This window comes from Stappia sp. ABD4_338 (genome assembly GCF_056312175.1).
In genome coordinates, this window is the sequence record NZ_CM149982.1 from 562,279 (window position 1) to 581,516 (window position 19,238).

Consider the following 19,238-nt stretch of genomic DNA (forward strand, 5'->3'; position numbering starts at 1 on the left):
CCTGCGGCCGGTCCGATAAGCTCAGGGGCGCGCGTAGCGGGTTTCCCACCGCGACGGCGTGTCGGCATCGGCGCAGGTGCGCGGGCTTTTCATTTCCTCCAGCCTGAAGGCGTAATCCTGCCACACCCAGCGGCCGGAGAAGCCGCAGTGGCGGTCCGAGCGGCCGGTGAAACTTGCCGAAAGTTCAAGGGTTTTACCGTCGAAGGCCGGTTGCGGCAGCAGGTCGGTTCCCACCCAGCCGAAGCGCGGGTCGTGCACGGCGAAGACCAGATCCTCCACCCCGCCGATTTCTCCCGAATCACGCACATAAAGCCGCCAGGTGGCCGTGTTGCCGGCCCCCGCTCCTGCCGTGCAGGGCAGTGCGTAAAGGGTCGCGACCTGCGAGAGCACGCCGATCAGGGTCTGAGCGCCGGCGAGGCCCGGGCTGTCGGGAGCCTCGCAATCAGAGGCACGTACATGGCGTTCGACCACGGCCAGGGGGACGCCAAGGGCGGCAACGGCCTCGGCCCGCGACGGCGGGTCGAGGCGGGGTTTTGCCGTCGGCGGACCGACGCCCGGCAGCGCGGCGCCTGCGGACGGTGCGTCCGCGCCGGTAATCCGGGTGATCGCGGCCCGCGTGCCGGCAAGCTCGAAGGAAATCTCATGGGCGTTTGCAAGCGCGTCGAGGAAGGAGACCCGCAGCCGGTTTCCCCCGGTGAGCCCCTGAAGGATACGCCCGCCCGTCGCGGGATCGCTCACATAGAGGTGCGACAGCGACCCGAAGGGGGCGAAGGCGTCGGGCGCCAGCACCACGAGCGGGAGACCGTCCACGTCCCATTGCATGGCCCGCGCATCGTCGGGGCGGGGAAAGGGCGCCTCGAAGGCAAGAGCCAGACCTGAAGGCGTGCGCTCGAGCACCAGAGCAAAGGCCGGGCCGCCCTCGGGCGGATTTTCCTCCGCAAGCCGGGCCGAACAGGGCTGCTGCGGCGCGGCGGGACAGGTGACGGACCAGCCGGCCGTATCGGTCTCGCTCGCCTTTACCGGGGCGCAAGGCACCAGTGCGGCGAGAGCGGCAAGGGAGAGGAGCGTGCGAAGGTCTATCATCGGCCTGGCGCCGGCACGGAGATGCTCTTTTGCCGGCATCCGCGCCGATCGACGGCCCGGCAGGTCCGGAAATCCAGATCCCTGGTCAGGCACAGGCGCACCTCGGACAGTCTCCCGTCTTGGCAGGCGACGGCCATGGCCGCATCACGCAGACCCGGATTGGCAAGGCGGAAGGCCTTCTCCACCGCGTCGGGAGAGACCTGTCCGCCACTGCTCAGCGTATTGAACGCGGGAGGGATGCGGATCTTGTCAAAGGCGCGCCGGGTGAGGTCGAAATAGGCGGCGGGTGACAGTCCTGAGCAGGAGCCGTGCTTGCGCCACTGGTGCCGGACGAGGCCCCGGCTCGGCATGATGTCCAGCATCGCGTTCACCGTTGCGCGGTCGGGTTCGCGCGGACCGGCGTCGCAGAAGTCAGGATAGCCTCGATCGTACTGCGGCCACAGGCCATGCACGATGAAGCGGAAGGGGCGGGTCACCTTGCACTGCGTCGGGTCGGCCTTGCGCCCGGCGCGGGCGCAATAGCTCGGTGACCACGACAGGGCCAGGACGTAGTAGTCGAACCGCCCGGGTGCTTCGGCCCGGGCCTGCGCCGGTGCAAGGGTGGTGAGCGCGGCCAGCAGGACAAATGCCGCCGCGCCCAGTGCCAGACGTTTTCGCGTGAGACTTACCACGGACGGGTGGTTCGGCAGCGCGCGTCATAGACCCGCCAGGGGTCGACACCGGCAACGCAAGCCTCAAGACCCCAGCCCAGACCCAGGAAACCCGCATGCTCGGAGATCGCGTAGTAGACGCGGCGGGTGCGTCCGTCGCTCATGTGCGCGCGTGCCTCGCAGAACCGGCGGGCATAAGGGCTTGGCCTGTCGACCTGGTAGGAGGTCTCCACCACGCGCTCCATGCCGGTGATGGTCAGGCCTCGGCCGTAGTCGGGATCGGCCCGCGCGACACGTCCGGCAACCGCTCCGGTCACCGAAGAATCGGTGCAGGCGGGCAGCCGCGGCTCACCGTTGAACGACATGTAGGGCCGCTCACCGGCATCGGCGGTGGAGGGAGCGAAAGGCGCGGCAAGGGCGAGAACGAGCGCGAGTCCGGCTGCGAACTTGCCGGACGAGGCGAGGCTTGCCATGGAAATCTCCTCATGAGGGAAATGCCGGTGGCACCGTGCCTCCGGGTCGTTCGGAACCGCACGATGCGGCAGCCTCACGCAGGGGTCAAGTCGAAGAGGCAATGCACCTCCCCGGCGAGGCTCAACCTTCCTTGATCTCGCCGGTGAGATCGAAGAAGCGCCAGTCCGCGCCCGCTCCCTGCGCCACCACCTTGGTGAGCCACGGCAGCAGGGTCTGAAGCTCGGCCTTGAGCGTCCAGGGCGCGTTGATCATCAACAGGCCGCTGCCCGTCATGGGGCCCCCGGCGCGGGGCTTCGCGGCCATCAGTTCCGTGATCTGGATGCGCGGGATGCCGGCCTGGCTCATGGCATCATAGAAGCGATTGACCGTCTTTCGGTCCTTGATCGGATACCAGGCGATGTAGCAGCCGGTTCCGAAACGGCGCCAGGCCTTGTAGATGCCGGTCGCCAGCGTCTGGAAATCGTTGGTTTCCTCGAACGCCGGATCGACCAGAACCACGCCGCGCGATTCCTTCGGCGGCACGAAACCGCGCAGCGCGTTCCAGCCGTCGAGTTCGATGGCCTTGACGTGAACGTCCCCGGCGAAGAGTTCCGCCAGCCGCTTGTAGTCGTCGGGATGCAGTTCGGTCACCGAGAGCCGGTCCTGGGGCCGCATCAGCCGACGGGCCAGAACCGGAGACCCCGGGTAGACCTTCAGCCCGTCCGCGTTTTCCGGCATGCCGCGCACGACATCGAGCCAGGGGGCGAGAAGCTCGGCGATCTGCTTCGGCGGATTGGCGTCCAGTATCTTGCCGATGCCCTGACGCCATTCCCCGGTCTTCAGCGCGTCGCCCTTGGTCAGGTCGTAGAGCCCGATGCCGGCGTGGGTGTCGATGATGCGGATGCCGCCGGGCTTTGCCTGGAGATAGGTGATGACGCGGGCGAGGACAGCATGCTTGAGCACGTCGCCGATGTTGCCGGCGTGAAAAGCGTGACGATAGTTCACGGGTCAGGATCCTTGTGCGGGCGTTCCGGCGAGCGAGCGGGCGAGATAAACCACCGCCTTGTCGCCGTGATCGGCCGTGCCGATCTCGCGAAAACCGAGACGGGCGTGGAAGCGCAGGGAGCCGGGGTTGGCCGGGCGGGTGTTGACCTCGCAGGCAAGCGGCAATCCGGCATATTCGGAGTTTCGGGCGAACAGGTCGATCAGATGCCCGTACAGCGCCTGGCCAAGTGCGCGACCGCGCGCCTCGGGGGCGAGAGCGATGCGATCCACATAGAGGAACTCGCCCAGGTTTTCCTTCAGCCAGGCGAAATTGCGGCTGTCGTAACGTGCCGTCTGGTCCAGACAGATCAGTACGCCGAGCAAGGTATCCTTCTCGACCGCGACCAGGGTCGCGACGGACTGGCGGGCGAGGTCGTCGAGTTCGCTCGTGTCGATGCTGTTGACCGCCGGCAGGCTCGCCTCGTTCACGGCAAGCACCGCCCGGGCATCTTCCGGAACATAGGGACGGATGATCGCGCTCATTCGGAGCAGTCCTTGGGTGGTGACGATGAAGGGCTGTCCTAAGCCAGGCGCGCGCGCCGCGCAAACCCGAAACGCATGGTGCCTGGAAACGCAATGCGGCGGCCCCGGAAAGGGGCCGCCGCACATGTCGAAAAGAAAGAAGGTCGCCGGAAGATCTGGCTTACGCTTCCGCGTCGCCGCCTTCCCCGTCCTCGATCTTCAGCTCAACGGCCTTCGGTCCCTTGCCGTGACGATCCGGCTCGGTCTCGAAGGTGACGCGCTGATCGCTTTCCAGAGTGGTCAGGCCCGAGCGCTCGACAGCCGAGATATGCACGAAGACATCCGCCTCGCCATTGTCCGGCATGATGAACCCGAAGCCCTTGTCGGCCTTGAAGAACTTAACCGTTCCCGCCTGGCGTGGACCGCGCTCGACCGGAGGACGCGGACGCCGGGGGCCACCGCGGAACCCGCCTTCGCCCTCGCCGCCGCCGAAACGGTCGCCGCCACGCTCGCCACCGCCGAAGCGGTCGCCGCCACGATTGCCGCCGCCGAAACGGTCGCCACCACGGTCACCGCCGCCGAAGCGGTCGCCGCCGCGCTCGCCGCCGCCGAAGCGGTCGCCGCCACGATTGCCACCGCCGAAACGGTCGCCGCCACGATCACCGCCGCCGAAGCGGTCGCCGCCACGGTCACCACCGCCGAAGCGGTCGCCACCACGGTTTCCACCGCCGAAGCGATCTCCGCCACGGTTTCCACCGCCGAAACGGTCGCCGCCACGATCACCACCGCCACCGAAACGGTCGCCACCGCCGAAACGGGTGTCGGGAACGAAACCGGGCTCATCGCCCGGAGCACCGGCCCAGCCGGGCTCGCCAAAACTGTCGCGCTTGCGGCCACGCTCGGGCTTGTTGCGCTTGCCGTGGTCGGGGCCGCCAAACTCTTCCTGGTCGCCGCCAAATCCCTTCGAACCACCGCGCCGTCTGCCTTGCCGACGGTTGTCCGAACCCCAGTCATCCATGTCCAATTCACCCGGTTTTGAGCCTGCTGATCCGATAGGCTCGCTGGTCACCATGCTGGTGTCGTCCGGCCAAGGCGCGATCCCGCCCGGCGACGCCCCGTTTCCAAAGCACGTTTGTCAGGGAATGCTGTGCCTCGTTCGGGTGCCGCCGAATTCCGGACCTTCCGGTCCGATCCGTCGATCCGCGCCCGTATCGAGAATGTTCTGGCAACGGCGCCGTCTTTCCGTTCTTCCGCTCGCGTGGAGCCCCCTGGACCCTCACCGCGAACCGTCCGGATTTTCGCGCCGGTGGGGGATCGCGCTCCCCATGCTCATGCCCGACGCAAGTGCTGCCGGACACAACCTCCATTCCATTCAGGACCCGTTTGCCGCCACATCCTTGCCAACCGCGCGCGCATCATACGGTCTTGAACGGCTTTCGAGCAAGGAAAACCCAACGAAACGGTCGGTCCTGCAACTTCTCCAGACACTTTCGCGAGACGCTCCCGCGCGTTCCTGCCGAAAATGACAGGTCGGATGCGGCCGGCCGCGCGTGGTTGTCAAATCGGGGGCGGAAGGGGTACGTCAGGAGGCACTGCAATCCGACCCCGCGAGGCGCGCCAGATGAACGACCAGTCCGACACCCCGCAGGAAGCCGCCGCCACCGCCGAACCGCCGATCCAGATCATCGTCGTCCCGGTCACCGGTTTTCAGCAGAACTGCTCCATCGTCTTCGACAAGGCAACGCGCAAGGGGGCGGTGATCGATCCGGGCGGCGACGTGGAGGTGATCCTCGACGCGATCGCAAAGAATGGGGTGGAGGTCGAACTGGTGGCGCTCACCCACGGGCATCTGGACCATGTGGGCGGCGCGGCGGAGCTCTCCGAGCGGCTCGGTGTCCAGGTCATCGGCCCGCATCGTGACGACCAGATGCTGCTCGACCGGGTCGAGGAGCAGGCGCGACAGTTCGGCGTCGACGGTCTCCGTTCCGTTTCTCCCGACCGGTGGCTCGAGGAAGGGGACACCCTGGAGATGGCCGGTCGCAGCTTCGAGGTGCTGCACTGCCCGGGCCATGCGCCGGGTCACGTGGTGTTCTTCGATCGCGGTTTGCGCTTCGCGATCTCGGGCGATGTGCTGTTCGCGGGGTCCGTCGGGCGCACCGATCTTCCCGGAGGCGATCACGAAACCCTGATCGCCTCCATCCGCGACAAGATGCTTCCGCTTGGCGATGATGTCAGCTTCCTGCCGGGCCACGGTCCGGCGTCAACCATCGGCCACGAGCGCAAGACCAACCCGTTTCTGCGCTGAGGCGGGATCCGGAGACGAGGCAGGGTGACGATCATGAGCGGACATCGCACGGGACGGTTTCCGGTGCTGCGAACGGGGCTTCTGCTCGGCGTGCTTGCGCTTGCGCTGCCCGGCATCGCGAAGGCCGAGGACTTCCTCGACCGGACCATGAAACTCGACCGGCTCGAGCGGGACGAGGCGCGCGGCGGTCCCTACATTCGCGGCGGTCGTTCGCCGCTTCAAAGCCGCGTGAAGGTTTGCAATGTCATGCCCACCCCGGTTCGCGATCCGAAGACCGGCGAACTCGTCAAGGTGCGGAAGGAAGTCTGCTGGTGGGAGTGAGCCGGGGCCGGCGCCCTGGCCACACCCTATAGCAGGGAGCGTAGCTCCTCGATCTTTTCGTTGACCAGCCAGCCGTAGTAGTTCTCCTCCGGCCAGCGTGCGGCTCCGGAGGCGCGGCGGCGGCGGAAGGCTGACGCCCTGTCCCAGGGATTGCCCAGATTGTAGAGCGTCGCCGTCAGGCCGGGATTGCCGGAAATATCCATGTTCGCCACCTGCTTGTAGGCGTCGATGGAATCGCGCAGCACTGCGGCCATGTAGTGGAGGGATTTTCCCGGGTCCATGGTGGCGCGATAGATCTCCTGCTCGTTGCGCACGTCGAGCTTGGGAAACCCGCTGGTCTTGGCCACCTTGTCGCTCATCTTCAGGACGGTGAGCGGCGAGAGCTGGCCAAGCCCGAAGCTCTGGCCGGAGAACAGGGGCTGGAAGAACGCCTCGTTGAAGTTCTTTTGCGGATAGCGGGTCCCGTCGACCTTCTTGCCGCGAAAGCGGGAATTCCAGATCCGCTCGTAGCAGGTCCACAGCCGGCTGGTCTCCTTGGAGCCGGCATTGCAGCGCTTGAACTCCGGCCGCTGGACGAAATCGGCGACATGGGTGCCGTCATAGGCGAATTCCATGCGGATGCCGGCGTAGCTCAACGCCTTCACGTAGTAGGACTGGGCGCTGTCCAGACTGTCGTAGTTGTAGGTGTGTTCGCCGACGATTGCGCCGATCATGTGGATCGGATCGATGCCGTAGAGACCCGCCACGCGCTTGATGTCGCGCATCAGCCGGCTGTCGCGTCGCAGCACGTTGAGAATGCGCTCGAACTTGCTGTCATAGGCGCTGCGGCTCGCCGAGGTCCGACGCGCCGAGGCGAAGGGAATGCGTGGCTGGCTGGCGTTGCGGTTGCCCTCGGGCACCTTCGTTGCCGCCATGGCCACGCCCATGCCAAGGCCGAGAGAGCCCGCCGCGGGCGTCAGCGGCAGCAGGAACGCCGCCAGGGCGACGGCGTGCGGCAGGTGGCGCAGGGCAGGCCGCGCGCGGCCAAGGAATTTTCGGACGCGGGACATGTGCGACCTTGTCTTGCAGGACTTCGAACCGCCCTCTCCATACACGGTTTGGCTGCGTGCGGGAACGGGCGCAAGCCCGTCGCGACAGGGATTTTCTGACTTTAGGGAAATCGAGGCGGCTTTCATGTCTTGGAAGGGTCCTGGCTCGAAACGGGACGCGGCGCTGAGTGCCGGGGATCGGGGGCGGGCCGGGCAAGGGAGGCCGGCCCCATGAGAATGCGGACCGAGCGCGGTACGCGCTCGCTGTCGAGAAAGGCGTCGTGACGGCGCAGGCCGCACAATTCGCGCTGGATGATCACGTTCCAAAGCGCTTCGCAGGCGATCCGGTGGCGACGCTGCCATCGCTCGGCGAGACCGGCTGCGTCATCGCCGTCCTGTCCCGCCGCAAGCAGGCGGTCGCGGGCGCCTTCCAGCCGCGCGAGCGCCGTGGCCAGCTCCGTGTTGAGTCGGCCAAGCGTCGCGGCCATCTCGCCGAGCGTCTCGTGACGGATCGCCTCTCCGAGCGGGTCTTCTCCGGCGGGAGGCTTTCGGGTGGGGCCTGTCAGGGGAGCCATGGCGTGTCGTCAGCTCCGTGCGGCGGAGGCGGCGGCCGGATGATGGATCTCGCCGCCGGTTGCCGGCTCGGGCACGCCCGTGGTCAGGGGAAAGCCGATGGGCAACCCCTCCAGCGTACGCCGGGCGAGGAACGCGAAGCATTCCGCCTCGATGGCGTCGCCGCGCCAACCGACCGTTTCGGCGCTTGTCGCCTCCACTCCGGCCTCGCGCGCGATTGCTTCCAGCATCCCCGGATTGCGCCGGCCGCCACCGCATACGATGAGCCGGCGCGGGCGCCGGGGCAGGCGGTCCAGCGCCTTGCCGACCGCGCCGCCGGTGAAGGCGGTGAGCGTCGCCGCGCCATCTTCAAGGCCGAGGCCGTCGGCCATTCGGGCGGTGAAAGAGTTGCGGTCGAGTGACTTGGGATAGGGCGCACTCAGGTAGGGATGGTCGAGAAGCTGCCCGAGCCGTTGCCGGTCGACGGTTCCGCGCGCCGCGATCAGCCCGTCGCGGTCCATCTCGCCGCGTCCGTGGGCATGAATCCAGTCGTTGAGCGGAGCGTTGGCGGGGCCGGTGTCGAAGGCGTGGGGCGTGCCCGTCTCGTCGACCCAGGTGATGTTGGCGACACCGCCCAGATTGAGCACCGCCGTTTCGGGACCGGCGTCGATTGAGGCGAGCAGTCCCTGATGATAGATCGCCGAAAGGGGCGCGCCCTGGCCGCCAAGCTGCATGTCGCGGCTGCGGAAGTCGTTGACCACCGTGATGCCCAGCCGATCCGCCATGACACGTCCGTCGCCAAGCTGGCGGGTCTCGCCATGGCGCCCGGGGACCGGCGCACGGTGCAGCACCGTCTGGCCATGAAAGCCGATTGCCGAGATGTCGGAAGCGGCAAGTCCTTCTTCGGCCAGGAAGTCCGCGACCGCCTGTGTCTGGGCCGTGGTCACGGCCTCTTCCGCCTCACGGAAGATCGCGGGCTCCGGCCCCGTGAAGGCCCAGTCCGCCGCTGCGGCGAGGGTCTCGCGCAGGAGCGATTGCAGCCCGTGCGGATAGGGGGCGAGTCGCCAGGCGCCGAACTCGGACACGGTTTCTCCGTCCGTGCGGATGAGCGCGATGTCGATGTTTCCGTCCAGAACGGTGCCGGTCATCAGGCCGATGGCCCAGGACTGGGGGCGGGGGGAGGCAATGCGTGTCATCGTGATCCGTCGTCGGGTCGATCCGGTGGCGCGGGTAAGGGGCGTTCAGGTTTCAGCAGCGATGGCTGTAGGTGAAGACCAGCGTGTCGGTGGTGGTGCGGCCGGTCGGCTGACAGCGGTCCTGGACTTCGCGGGTGCCCGACAGCGTCACCTGGAGCTGATCGGGACGCACCGGCCCCTCGACCGCATAGGGCAGTTCGTCCTCCGCGCAGAACCGCGAGAACACCCTGGATGTGCCCGAGTACCAGTTGCCCTGTTTCACGCCGTCGAACAGGAGCGTGCCCGGCACGACACCGGCACGGCGAAGGGTTTCTCGGGGCTCTTCATAGAAGAACCAGCGCCGGTTTCCCTCCGCCTTCAGCCGCATGAGAGAACCGTTGTGGACCCAGCAGCTGTCCGCTCTTGCCTGCCCGGGCATCGTGGCGAGGAAGCCCATACCCAGGGCAAGGGTGACGGCGACAGCAACGGTCCTGTGCGCAATCGGGCGGGCGTCGGGCGGGCGCATCGGTGTCCTCCTCGGTGATGGCTTGGGCGAGCGGCAGACACCGGGAGGCTGCGGCCTCCGGAGTTTGCGACCTGCGCGAACATGATAGCACGAGGCTCGCCGATCCGCGCGACCGCGACTGTGACGCCGGTCACTTTGCCGTCAGGGAAGCTTCGGGGCTTGTGCTCAGGAGCCGGGGAGACCGGCTTCGCGCCGGCACTGGCCGAAAATCACGTTCATGTCGGCTTCCTGCTTGTCCTTTGCGAGAAGCGCGTCCAGCGTGCATTCGCAGGCGGAGGCACAGGCCGCCTCCTGGCCCGGCGTGGCGGCGACACACGCCATGCGGCACTGGTCCAGAAAGGCCTCGTGCGCGGGGTCGGCCACAAGTCCCAGTTCGACGATGGCCCAGACCGTGCCGAAGAGGATCGGCTGGTGGAGCAGGTAGACGGCCAGCGAATGGCGGCCGGCGAAGGCGAACGCCCGGCTGCCACGCCCCCCCGCGCGCCAGGCGGCGAAGCGTTTCCAGGGGCGCGATCCGATCACCAGACGGGCGAGGGCGACGCCTGCAAGGATGGCTCCGAACCAGGGGGCGAGCGGCACGTGGTCGACCGAAGGCGGCGCATAGCCGACCAGGCCGGTCCAGGTGAACCAGCTGTCACCGGCGAAGCTCAGCGTCACCAGATGCGGCAGCGCGACGACGAATGCGGCGAGCGCCAGCGTGACGAGGGATGGCAGGAAAACCGCCGGAAGCGCGAGCAGCGAGCCGAGCGCGATCTCGTGCAGGATGCCGAAGCGGACGTATTGCGCGTCGAGGGCGAGCCATGTCCCAAGGCTGATGGCGGCGGCGGCGAGCGCGATCCTGCCCGCGCGCACAAGCGCCTTGCGCCAGCGGATGCCGCGTCCGTGGGCAAGCACGAGGCCGACGCCCACGAGGACGAGGAACGAGCCCGCGATCAGGCCGGCGAAAATCCGCCAGCCACGGGAGCTGTCGACGGGCCAGTCGACGAGGCCGAACCAGCGCAGGTCCCACGAGAGGTGGTAGACCGCCATGGCAAGCAGGGCGAGGCCACGGGCCACGTCGAGCGCGTCCATCCGCCCCCTGGGTGTTGCTGGCCTCGCGGCGCCGGTGTCGTCGGGATGCCGCGTGGCGGGATCGGGGGGCGGCGCGCCGCTCATCGTCTAGATCCCTTCGGTGCGGACCCGGCGCAAGCGGATCATGGGTGCGAGTTGCACGGCGAGGATCGCCGCGAAGATCAGCAGGCACCCCGTCAGGCCGGCCGGCGTGAGCCGCTCGCCCAGCAGAAGGGCTGCAAAGATCGCCGCGAAGAGCGCCTCGGAGGACAACAGGATTGCAGCGTCGGCGGAACGCGTCCAGCGCTGGCCGACGGCCTGGAGCGTGAAGCCTATGCCGCCGGAGATGATGCCGGTGTAGAGCAGTTCCGGCGCCGCGCCGGCAAGGGTTGCGAGCGAAACCGGCTCCAGATAGAGGCCCGGCAGGAGCCCGATCACGCCGACCACGGCGAACTGGCACGACGAGAGCGCGAAGGGCCGCCCGCTTGCCGCCGCGAAGCGTCCGATCAGGCACACGTGCATGGCCCAGAAGACGGCGCAGACGACCATGAGCAGATCCCCGGCACCCAGGCTTGCAATCGATCCGCCGCCAAGCAGCCATATGCCGCCGAGCGTGGTCAGGGAGGCGGGCCAGACAATCGGGTGGGGGCGTTCGGCGAAGACGAGATATGCGATGATCGGCGTCATCACCACGTAGATGGCGGTGAGAAAGCCGGCGTTGGTCACGCTCGTGGACAGCAGGCCGTACTGCTGCACGGTGATGCCGAAGAAGAAGACGATGCCGAGCAGCACGAAGCGCGCGTAGTGATTCCGCGTGAGGTGCCCGCCGGGCGTACCGCGTGCCCTGGCGCGCCGCCCCTCCGCCAGGGCGAAGGGAAGAACCACGGCCGAGGCGATCAGGAAGCGCAGCCCGGTGAAGGTCAGCGGTCCCAGGTGATCCATGGCGGTGGCCTGCGCGACCAGCGCGGATCCCCAGACGAGAGCTGCGAGAAGAAGAAGTGAATTTGCTGCGAAACGGCTCATGGCGACCGGCTATCCCAAAGCCGGCGGGGCCGCAAGCGCGATCGCGCGGGACTCAGCCGTTGGGGAAGGCGAAGCAGACGACCAGGGTCAGCGCGAGTGCCGCCGTCGTCACCCAGAGGGCGGTCGGCCAGGGAGAGACGGGTCGCGCGGTGAACCCGTCGCGGGACAGGGAATCCACGTCGGACCGATTGGAGTAGTTCATGCGTTGTCTCCGCCACGCGTTGTCGCACGCAAGACATTTGGCCGGTATGGTTAACAAAGTGTAAAGCGCCGGCTGACGTGAACGGCAGGTTATCCAGAGATCTTGCAGGGACGCAGGGGAAAACACCCCTCGCCGGATGGCCGGCAAGGGGTGTTGGAGAGCAGGAGATTCGAAGAAGAGCCTGAAAAAAGCCCGGGTCGCTGGGCCTGGAGCGAGAAGTGAGTCGCCCCGGTGCGATGGCCTTACAGCTCCAGTGCGTCCAGACCGGCTTCGAGGTGGTCGGCGAGCAGGGGCATCCCGGTGAGATATTTCGCGGTGGAGCCGACCGCACGTTCGCGCGCATCCTCCACCGCCTGCGGGAAGTCGGCGGCGTCGTAGTCGCCGCGTCCGACCCACAGGAGGGCGACGAGTTCGGCTGCCTCGTCGACGTTCAGGTCGTCGATCAGCTCGCGCAGTTCCTCGCTGCTGAGGTCCTCGACCTCTTCCTCCGCCAGCCCGTCGTGGGCATGCGTGTCCTCGAGCATGTCCGCGTCGAACTCGACCTCGTGGTCGCGTCCGTCCTCGAAGCCGTCTTCCACGGCGCCCGAGGCGGCGCGCGCTTTCTGGATGAACATCCGGATCGTGTCAGGGGACAGATTGAGGTCGGTCGCCATTGTCTAAGCCCTTCTCGTGGCGCGGGCGCGCCTTGGGGCGCGCCCGCAAGTCATGCCACGATGTTTGGCGCGTTTTGTCGCCCTCTGCAATGGCGCGCGGGAAGATGCGGCACCCGGTCGCCTGGCGGACGGCGGTCACTGCCGCAAAGGCAGCTCCTGGGAGGTCGAGACCGGCTCGGCCTGCAGGCCCTTGAGGGAATGGGCGATCGGGCCGCCGAAAAGCGTCAGCGAAACGGCGAAGAGCAGCCCGAGCGCGACGGCCGCGGCCAGGCGGGCGGCGGCGTTCTGCTCGCTGTCGCCTCCAAAGAGGCCGGAGAGGGACAGGCGGACGGGCATGGGCAGGGCGCGGCGCATCAGCGGAACTCCCCGCCGTCATGATGTCCGTCGCGGGCGGCGATGCCCTGACGCAGCCCCTTGCTCAGCCGGGTGCCCATCAGGGCCAGAACCAGAAGCATGGAGGCAAAGGCGAGGGCAAGCAGGCCCATGGTCCAGTCGTCGGCCGGAGTAGAGCCGGCGGCGCGGGCGCTGGAGGCGATCACCAGCGCGGGAATGGCACCGAGCATTGCCGCGAGCCCGGCACGCAGGGGGACGGCAAAGCGGATTCGCGAGCGACCCCGGGGGGCGGGGGCCGTTTTCGCGGTCGTGTGTCTGTCTCGAGACGGAAACCTGTTACGCATCACTCTCAACTCCGCGAGATCTTGTTCCTCGACACTGGCGAAGGTGAGGGGGGAAGCGGGCGGCGAGAGGTTCCCAATCTGGCGCTTCCTGTGTCATTTCGCGGCGGTTTCGTGGCAGCCGGAGACGGTGCGCTCCACCTCTGGAAAACCGCCGATCAGGTGCGGATTGTCATCCCGTTTTTACCGATTGGCAGGAGCTTTCGCCCAAGATGGGCGTTCAACACGTCGTCTATGGAGACGGTCCGTGCCAGGGGCGCGGGCGTGCCGAAACGGAAGAACTGCGATGGAAGCCTTGGAGAAAGCGGAGCCTCAGCCCGAGAGCGAGCAGAAGACGGAGGAGAGTTCCCGTTCGCCCGCGGGAAGCACCGCCGTCGAAGGGGCGCTGTCTCTTGCCGGGCTTTCGTTCTTCCTGGTCGACATCCAGGCCAAGCGCATCGTCTGGCTCGAGTCCCAGGCCCTCGACTTCGCGCAGCGTGCCGGGCTCAACGAGGCGCCGCTTTCGACGGCACTGAGGCTCCTTTCGCAGACCGACCAGAAGCAGGTGCTGGGGCTCATCCAGAACGCGGTGAAGTTCGGTCAGGCCGGTCCGGTCGAACTCGGCGGCGGCGACATGGGATCGGGTCTGACCCTGACCGCATCGCGCTACCAGGTCGAGGGTGGACGCACCTTCGTCGTGGCGGTGGCCGACGAGGATCAGGAGGACGAGGCCAGCGGTTCGGCCGTGCGTGGCGTGGCGCCGCTCATCCGTCACCTGGTCGAATCGAGCGAAAAGGCGGTTCTCGTCGTCGACAGCTTCGGTTACCTGCGCTACGCCAACGACGCGCTGGTGTCGCTGTTTCACATCGCCGACGCCTCGCTGTGCATCGGGCGCAATGTCGCGCATATCCCCAACCGTGTCGGCAAGACCCTGACCTCGGTGATTCTCACCACCCTGGCGCGGCGCGCGCCGGTGGAGGGCAACAAGCGGTTCTTCCTTGCCTCCGGCGACTCGCTCACGCTGACGTTCTCGATCATGCCGTTCCGGGTGTCCTCGGGGCTTGGTGGCGTCGTTTTCTCGGCGGAGAAGGTCGCCTCCAACGGCATCGACTTCTTCCATGTCTTCAACGCCGTGCATTCACCCATGCTGGTGATCGACGTGAAGACGCGCATGATCGTCGCCATCAATGCGGCGGCGCGAAAGACCTTCGCGATCACGGAGCAGCTTATGGAGTCGGCTCCGATCACCGAGACCATGCTGCATCCCAAGACCTTCATGTCGCTGCTGACCCATGCCCGCAAGGGGGGAGGCACGCCCATGCAGGCGACCGTGAGCGGCTTCGACGGCGTGTCCCGGTCCAAGCGGCTGCGGGTCAATCTCGTCGACAGCGGTGGCGCGCAGTACCTGATGATCGAGAGCAAGCACTAGCTGCCACCGGACGTCCGGGGCGCTGGATGCGAGGGGCGTCGGGTCAGGGGAAATAGCTTTCGAGGAAACGGCGGTATATCGCCGCGAGCCGGTCGAGATCGGCCACGGGAACCTGTTCGTCCACCTTGTGCATCGTCTGGCCGACGAGCCCGAACTCCACCACCGGGCAATAGTTCTTGATGAAGCGCGCGTCCGACGTGCCGCCGCCGGTGGAAAGCTCGGGACGTTTGCCCGTCTCGGCCTCGACAGCCTTGCCCAGTGCCTCGATCAGCACGGCGTCGTTGGTGAGAAAGCTCTCGCTCGCATCCCTGGAAAACTCGAGCGTCCAGTTGCAGGTGAGCCCCCCGACAGCCTCCAGCGCCTCGCGCACCCTGACGCGCAGCGTCTCTATGCTCCAGATGTCGTTGAAACGGATGTTGAACCGGGCCACGGCCTGACGGGGGATCACGTTGGTCGCCGCATTGCCCACGTCGATGGTGGTCATTTCCAGGTTCGAGGGCTGGAACCGCTCGTTTCCCGCATCCAGTTCAAAGGTGTTGAGGGCCTCGGCCAGGCGCACCAGATCCGGCAGCGGATTGCGCGCCAGATGCGGGTAGGCAACGTGCCCCTGAACGCCGGTGACGGTGAGCGTGCCGGTCAGCGATCCGCGCCGGCCGACCTTGATCGCGTCGCCGAGCCTGTCGGGGTTCGTGGGTTCGCCGACGATGCAGGCATCGAAGCGGTGCCCCGCCTCTTCGGCCCACTTCAGCAGTTTCACCGTGCCGTTGACCGCGGGGCCTTCCTCGTCGCCGGTGATGAGGAAGGAAATACGACCGCCGAAGTCCGCGCCGCGCTCCTTCAGAAAGGCAAGGGCCGCCGCCGCGAAGGAGGCGATGCCGCCTTTCATGTCCACCGCGCCGCGTCCGTAAAGGATGCCGTCTGCGATGGTGCCGCCGAAGGGTTCATGGCTCCACGCGGCCACGTCGCCCGCCGGCACCACGTCGGTATGCCCGGCAAAGACGAAATGGGGTCCTTCCTTGCCGATCGAGGCGAAGAGGTTCTCCACGTCCGGGGTGTCCCGGTCGGAGAACACCGGCCGCTCGACGGTGAAGCCGGCGGCTTCCAGATGTTTTTGAAGCAGCGCGAGCGCACCGCCCTCGGCCGGGGTCACGGAGGGACAGCGCAGCAGGTCCCGGGCGAGTTCGACGGCGGGAGAAAGCGTGGAGGCGGTCATGCGGCGATCTTTCGGGACGAGTCTTGAGGGGGCGAGCTTTTCCGGGTGGCGGCTTGCTCAGCCCGGACGCTTCCAGCGGCTGTTGGGATGCGGGCCGTAGACGTTGGCGCCGCTGTCTCCCGGCATCACGCACAGGCCAAGCAGCAGCACGATGTTGATGAAGGGCACGAAGAGAAGGACGGCCAGGAACCCGGTCAGCGCCTTGTCCTGTAGCCGCTTGATCACCAGCGCGATCTCCACCCACTGGAAGGCGAGCAGCATCAGCGGCAGTGAGGGATGCTCGCCGACCAGTTGCGACATCGCCGTTTCCATGTCCGTTTCGCTCGTCAGCGTCAGGTCCTGGATCCAGATCGACATGGGGATGGCGAACAGGCACCAGGCGAGCGCCAGCCCCAGGCAGAAGGGCTCGCGCGAAACGCGCCCGATCGGGCTGAACATGAGCCACGCGAGACCGAGCGGGCCGGTATGGGGCGTAGGAAGGGTCATGGGTGCCTTGGGTGCAGGAAAACTGTCCCGGACTTAGGCTGCCTGCGGAAGACAATCAAGTCGGGTGGCTTCCTCCCGAAGGCCATCGGGCTTTTTGAGCGCGTTAATCCGCGGTTATTTCGAAGGTGGTAGAGCAGGTTTGTCGTCCCGCCTGACTTGCGGGAGGGGGATCTGTCCAGTCAGCCGGGAGCCACGCGTGTTCAGTCTTTCGCCCGTGTCCAAGAACAACGTGTTTCGCAAGCGTCGCGTTGAACGTCTCAACGCCATGATCGCCGATCATGTCGCCAGAAAGGGTCATTGCCGGCTGCTCGACATGGGCGGCACGCGATCGTTCTGGCAGGTGTGGCGCGACGAGATCGATTTCTCCAACCTGCAGGTCACCTGCGTCAATCTCGCGCTCGACCAGGGCGAGGGCGCCGACGACGGCCTGCCGGTGGAAGACCGCATCGGCAATGCCTGCGCGATGCCGGAATATGATGACAATTCCTTCGACGTGATCTTCTCGAACTCGGTGATCGAGCATGTCGGCCTGTGGCCGAACAAGGTCGCCTTCGCCCGCGAGGCGCGCCGTCTCGCGCCGAGTTTCCTGATCCAGACACCGAACTTCTGGTTTCCGATCGAGCCGCACGCCCGCTTCCCCATGTTGCACTGGCTGCCGCGTCCGGTGGCCTACCGCATTCACATGATGATGCGCACGGGGTTCTATCCCAAGGCGTCGACGCTCGACGAGGCGATGACCTCGGCGGAGGATGCCGCCATGCTCGACCGGCGGCAGATGCGCCATCTGTTTCCCGACGCGGACATCGAGATGGAGCGTTTCATGCTGCTTGGAAAGTCGCTTCTGGCCGTACGCCACAGCGTGCCTTGATCGCAACGCTGTCTGCATCAATGAAAAAGGGCGCCGCGAGGCGCCCCTTTTGTATGTGCGGCAGTCTGTTCGCGCGAGGCGCGATCAGGTGCGCAGCAACTCGTTGATCGAGGTCTTGGAGCGTGTCTTCTCGTCGACCCGCTTCACGATCACGGCGCAATAGAGGTTCGGGCCCGGCTCGCCGTTCGGCAGCGGCTTGCCCGGCATGGCTCCGGCCACGACCACGGAGTAGGGCGGCACCTCTCCGTAGAAGACCTCGCCGGTGGTCCGGTCGACGATCTTCGTGGACTTGCCGATGTAGACGCCCATGCCGAGCACCGAGCCCTCGCGCACGATGCAGCCCTCGACGACCTCGGAACGGGCGCCGATGAAGCAGTTGTCCTCGATGATGACGGGGCCGGCCTGCAGCGGCTCAAGCACGCCGCCGATGCCGACGCCGCCGGACAGGTGGACGTTCTTGCCGATCTGCGCGCAGGATCCCACCGTCGCCCAGGTGTCGACCATGGTGCCCTCGTCGACGAAGGCGCCAAGATTGACGAAGGACGGCATCAGGACGACGGTCTTCGCGATATGGGCCGAGCGGCGCACGATCGTGCCCGGAACCGCACGGAAGCCCGCTTCCTCGAAATCGACACCACGCCAGCCGTCGAACTTGGAGGGAACCTTGTCCCACCAGGTCGCGTCGCCCGGGCCGCCCTTGATGATCTCCATCGGGTTCAGGCGGAAGGAAAGCAGCACGGCCTTCTTCAGCCACGCATTCACCACCCACTCGCCGTCGCGCTTCTCGGCAACGCGGGCCAGACCCTTGTCGAGCAGGTCGAGGGCGGCTTCAACCGCCTCGCGGACCTCGCCGGTCGTGTGGGTGCCGATGGAGGCGGCATCCTCGAAGGCGGCGTCGATGGTCTGGGCGAGCTTCGCCTGGTCGGTGTGGGCGTGGTTCATCGGCGGAACTCCTGCAGGGAAGGACATCGGTCAACGTGAAAAATCAGGCGCGACCTAAGCCGCCCCTCAATCCGGTGTCAAGCGCGGGAAGGCGCGGGCGATCCGTAAGGCGATGACCGCGCCGCCGCAAATGCGATCCCCGACAAGAAATCCTGTCGGTTTCCCGGGTGTTGGGGTATTGCAGACGGATGGACCTTTGGATTCCCGTCACCATTTTCGCCGCCTTCTGCCAGAACGCCCGCTCCGCCCTCCAGCGTCATCTCGCCGGACGGCTCGGCACGACGGGCGCGACCTTCGTGCGCTTCGGCTATGGCGTTCCCTTCGCGCTGGTCTATCTGGCCGGATTGCACTGGCTCGGCGGCCATCCGCTGCCCGAGCCCAACGTGCCCTTTGCTTTCTATGGCATGGTCGGCGGCATCGCGCAGATCCTGGCGACCTTCCTGCTCGTCTATCTCTTCTCGCTGAGAAACTTCGTTGCCGGCACGGCCTACTCCAAGACCGAGCCCGTCCAGGCGGCGATCTTCGGTCTTGTGCTGCTCGGCGAGACGGTGACGCCGCTCGCGGGGCTGGCGATTGCCGTTGGCGTGGTCGGCGTGATTTTCGTCTCGCTCGCGGGCAAGCCGGTCGGGTTCGGATCCCTCGTCACCGCGCTTGCCGGGCGCCCCGCGCAGATCGGTCTCGCCTCGGCGGCGATGTTCGGCCTGTCGGCCGTCTGCTACCGCGCCGCGTCGCTGTCGCTGGGCGGGCCGGGTTTCCTGATGCAGGCGGCCTTCACGCTCGCCTTCGTCACGACCTTCCAGACCATTGCCATGATCGTCTGGATGGCGTGGCGCGAGCCGGACCAGCTCCGCGCCAGTGCGGTCAACTGGCGCGGCGCGGTGTGGGTGGGGCTGGTTGGTGTCGCCGGATCGGCCGGCTGGTTCACCGCGATGACGCTGGAGAAGGTGGCCTATGTGCGCGCGCTCGGCCAGATCGAGCTGATCTTCACCTTCATCGTTTCCTGGCGGATCTTCCGCGAGACCCTGCATCCGGCCGAACTGATCGGCACGGCGCTGATCGCGGGTGGCATCGTGCTGCTGCTTCTTGGCACCTGAACGGGCAGCCTGAAACGGCAGCACCG

General features: G+C 66.9%; 24 protein-coding genes. 5 read left to right on the forward strand and 19 right to left on the reverse strand.

Annotated features, from left to right (window positions below):
* Positions 1-21: 21 nt before the first annotated feature.
* From ACYX4S_RS02490 to ACYX4S_RS02515, 6 genes are all read right to left on the reverse strand, one after another.
* Positions 22-1,083 (reverse strand): DUF1176 domain-containing protein, encoded by a 1,062-nt coding sequence (locus ACYX4S_RS02490; RefSeq protein WP_476361765.1) that lies wholly within the window; start codon positions 1,081-1,083, stop codon positions 22-24.
* Positions 1,080-1,754, reverse strand: a complete 675-nt coding sequence (locus ACYX4S_RS02495) for a ribonuclease T2 family protein (RefSeq protein ID WP_476361766.1) — start codon at positions 1,752-1,754, stop codon at positions 1,080-1,082. The genes ACYX4S_RS02490 and ACYX4S_RS02495 overlap by 4 nt, the downstream gene beginning before the upstream one ends.
* On the reverse strand, positions 1,748-2,206 hold the full coding sequence (locus ACYX4S_RS02500) for a cytoplasmic protein (RefSeq protein ID WP_422069644.1): 459 nt from the start codon (positions 2,204-2,206) through the stop codon (positions 1,748-1,750). Before ACYX4S_RS02500 ends, ACYX4S_RS02495 begins: the two co-directional genes overlap by 7 nt.
* A 121-nt stretch (positions 2,207-2,327) precedes the next feature.
* On the reverse strand, positions 2,328-3,191 hold the full coding sequence (locus ACYX4S_RS02505) for a 23S rRNA (adenine(2030)-N(6))-methyltransferase RlmJ (protein WP_422069643.1): 864 nt from the start codon (positions 3,189-3,191) through the stop codon (positions 2,328-2,330).
* Positions 3,192-3,194: 3 nt separating this feature from the next.
* Entirely contained in the window at positions 3,195-3,713 is a 519-nt protein-coding gene (locus ACYX4S_RS02510; RefSeq protein ID WP_476361767.1) for a GNAT family N-acetyltransferase, read from the reverse strand.
* Between the two features lie 160 nt (positions 3,714-3,873).
* Positions 3,874-4,710 (reverse strand): cold-shock protein, encoded by an 837-nt coding sequence (locus tag ACYX4S_RS02515; RefSeq protein WP_476361768.1) that lies wholly within the window; start codon positions 4,708-4,710, stop codon positions 3,874-3,876.
* 603 nt (positions 4,711-5,313) lie between these two features.
* On the opposite strand from ACYX4S_RS02515, the gene ACYX4S_RS02520 reads away from it, so the two are divergent.
* Positions 5,314-5,997, forward strand: coding sequence for an MBL fold metallo-hydrolase (locus ACYX4S_RS02520; RefSeq protein WP_476361769.1), 684 nt, complete (start codon positions 5,314-5,316; stop codon positions 5,995-5,997).
* Positions 5,998-6,030: 33 nt separating this feature from the next.
* Positions 6,031-6,318, forward strand: a complete 288-nt coding sequence (locus tag ACYX4S_RS02525) for a hypothetical protein (RefSeq protein ID WP_422069642.1) — start codon at positions 6,031-6,033, stop codon at positions 6,316-6,318.
* Positions 6,319-6,344: 26 nt separating this feature from the next.
* Here the strand turns inward: ACYX4S_RS02525 and ACYX4S_RS02530 are convergent, their stop codons facing one another.
* The 10 genes from ACYX4S_RS02530 to ACYX4S_RS02575 all read right to left on the reverse strand — a co-directional run bounded on the left by ACYX4S_RS02530 (position 6,345) and on the right by ACYX4S_RS02575 (position 13,090).
* Complete coding sequence (locus tag ACYX4S_RS02530; RefSeq protein WP_476361770.1) at positions 6,345-7,367, reverse strand: DUF1402 family protein; 1,023 nt, start codon at positions 7,365-7,367, stop codon at positions 6,345-6,347.
* A 122-nt stretch (positions 7,368-7,489) separates the two neighbouring features.
* Positions 7,490-7,921 (reverse strand): DUF6665 family protein, encoded by a 432-nt coding sequence (locus ACYX4S_RS02535; protein ID WP_476361771.1) that lies wholly within the window; start codon positions 7,919-7,921, stop codon positions 7,490-7,492.
* Positions 7,922-7,930: 9 nt separating this feature from the next.
* Positions 7,931-9,094 (reverse strand): anhydro-N-acetylmuramic acid kinase, encoded by a 1,164-nt coding sequence (locus ACYX4S_RS02540; RefSeq protein ID WP_476361772.1) that lies wholly within the window; start codon positions 9,092-9,094, stop codon positions 7,931-7,933.
* 52 nt (positions 9,095-9,146) lie between these two features.
* Entirely contained in the window at positions 9,147-9,599 is a 453-nt protein-coding gene (locus ACYX4S_RS02545) for a hypothetical protein (RefSeq protein WP_476361773.1), read from the reverse strand.
* Positions 9,600-9,764: 165 nt separating this feature from the next.
* Positions 9,765-10,754 carry an acetyltransferase domain-containing protein gene (locus ACYX4S_RS02550; RefSeq protein ID WP_476361774.1) on the reverse strand — a complete coding sequence of 330 codons (990 nt, stop codon included), beginning with the start codon at positions 10,752-10,754 and terminating at the stop codon, positions 9,765-9,767.
* 3 nt (positions 10,755-10,757) lie between these two features.
* Positions 10,758-11,672: a DMT family transporter gene (locus ACYX4S_RS02555; RefSeq protein WP_476361775.1), complete on the reverse strand. Its 915-nt coding sequence runs from the start codon at positions 11,670-11,672 to the stop codon at positions 10,758-10,760.
* A 52-nt stretch (positions 11,673-11,724) separates the two neighbouring features.
* On the reverse strand, positions 11,725-11,874 hold the full coding sequence (locus ACYX4S_RS02560) for a hypothetical protein (protein WP_293717799.1): 150 nt from the start codon (positions 11,872-11,874) through the stop codon (positions 11,725-11,727).
* Between the two features lie 242 nt (positions 11,875-12,116).
* Positions 12,117-12,527: a DUF3775 domain-containing protein gene (locus tag ACYX4S_RS02565; protein ID WP_293717797.1), complete on the reverse strand. Its 411-nt coding sequence runs from the start codon at positions 12,525-12,527 to the stop codon at positions 12,117-12,119.
* A gap of 135 nt (positions 12,528-12,662) precedes the next feature.
* Complete coding sequence (locus ACYX4S_RS02570; RefSeq protein ID WP_422069636.1) at positions 12,663-12,881, reverse strand: hypothetical protein; 219 nt, start codon at positions 12,879-12,881, stop codon at positions 12,663-12,665.
* Positions 12,881-13,090: a hypothetical protein gene (locus tag ACYX4S_RS02575; RefSeq protein WP_476361776.1), complete on the reverse strand. Its 210-nt coding sequence runs from the start codon at positions 13,088-13,090 to the stop codon at positions 12,881-12,883. The genes ACYX4S_RS02570 and ACYX4S_RS02575 overlap by 1 nt, the downstream gene beginning before the upstream one ends.
* 397 nt (positions 13,091-13,487) lie before the next feature.
* On the opposite strand from ACYX4S_RS02575, the gene ACYX4S_RS02580 reads away from it, so the two are divergent.
* On the forward strand, positions 13,488-14,609 hold the full coding sequence (locus tag ACYX4S_RS02580; protein WP_476361777.1) for a PAS domain-containing protein: 1,122 nt from the start codon (positions 13,488-13,490) through the stop codon (positions 14,607-14,609).
* Positions 14,610-14,652: 43 nt separating this feature from the next.
* Here the strand turns inward: ACYX4S_RS02580 and dapE are convergent, their stop codons facing one another.
* Together dapE and ACYX4S_RS02590 are read right to left on the reverse strand one after the other, a co-directional pair.
* Positions 14,653-15,822, reverse strand: a complete 1,170-nt coding sequence (gene dapE, locus ACYX4S_RS02585; RefSeq protein WP_476361778.1) for a succinyl-diaminopimelate desuccinylase — start codon at positions 15,820-15,822, stop codon at positions 14,653-14,655.
* Between the two features lie 57 nt (positions 15,823-15,879).
* Complete coding sequence (locus ACYX4S_RS02590; RefSeq protein WP_476361779.1) at positions 15,880-16,308, reverse strand: DUF805 domain-containing protein; 429 nt, start codon at positions 16,306-16,308, stop codon at positions 15,880-15,882.
* Between the two features lie 196 nt (positions 16,309-16,504).
* Between ACYX4S_RS02590 and ACYX4S_RS02595 the strand changes: the two genes are divergently transcribed.
* On the forward strand, positions 16,505-17,176 hold the full coding sequence (locus tag ACYX4S_RS02595; RefSeq protein WP_293717786.1) for a class I SAM-dependent methyltransferase: 672 nt from the start codon (positions 16,505-16,507) through the stop codon (positions 17,174-17,176).
* Positions 17,177-17,260: 84 nt separating this feature from the next.
* Here ACYX4S_RS02595 and dapD read toward each other — a convergent pair whose 3' ends face one another.
* Entirely contained in the window at positions 17,261-18,118 is an 858-nt protein-coding gene (gene dapD / locus ACYX4S_RS02600) for a 2,3,4,5-tetrahydropyridine-2,6-dicarboxylate N-succinyltransferase (RefSeq protein ID WP_293717784.1), read from the reverse strand.
* Positions 18,119-18,306: 188 nt separating this feature from the next.
* On the opposite strand from dapD, the gene ACYX4S_RS02605 reads away from it, so the two are divergent.
* The gene (locus ACYX4S_RS02605; RefSeq protein ID WP_476361780.1) at positions 18,307-19,212 is read left to right on the forward strand and encodes a DMT family transporter; all 906 of its coding nucleotides are present in this window, start codon (positions 18,307-18,309) and stop codon (positions 19,210-19,212) included.
* Positions 19,213-19,238 lie beyond the last annotated feature (26 nt).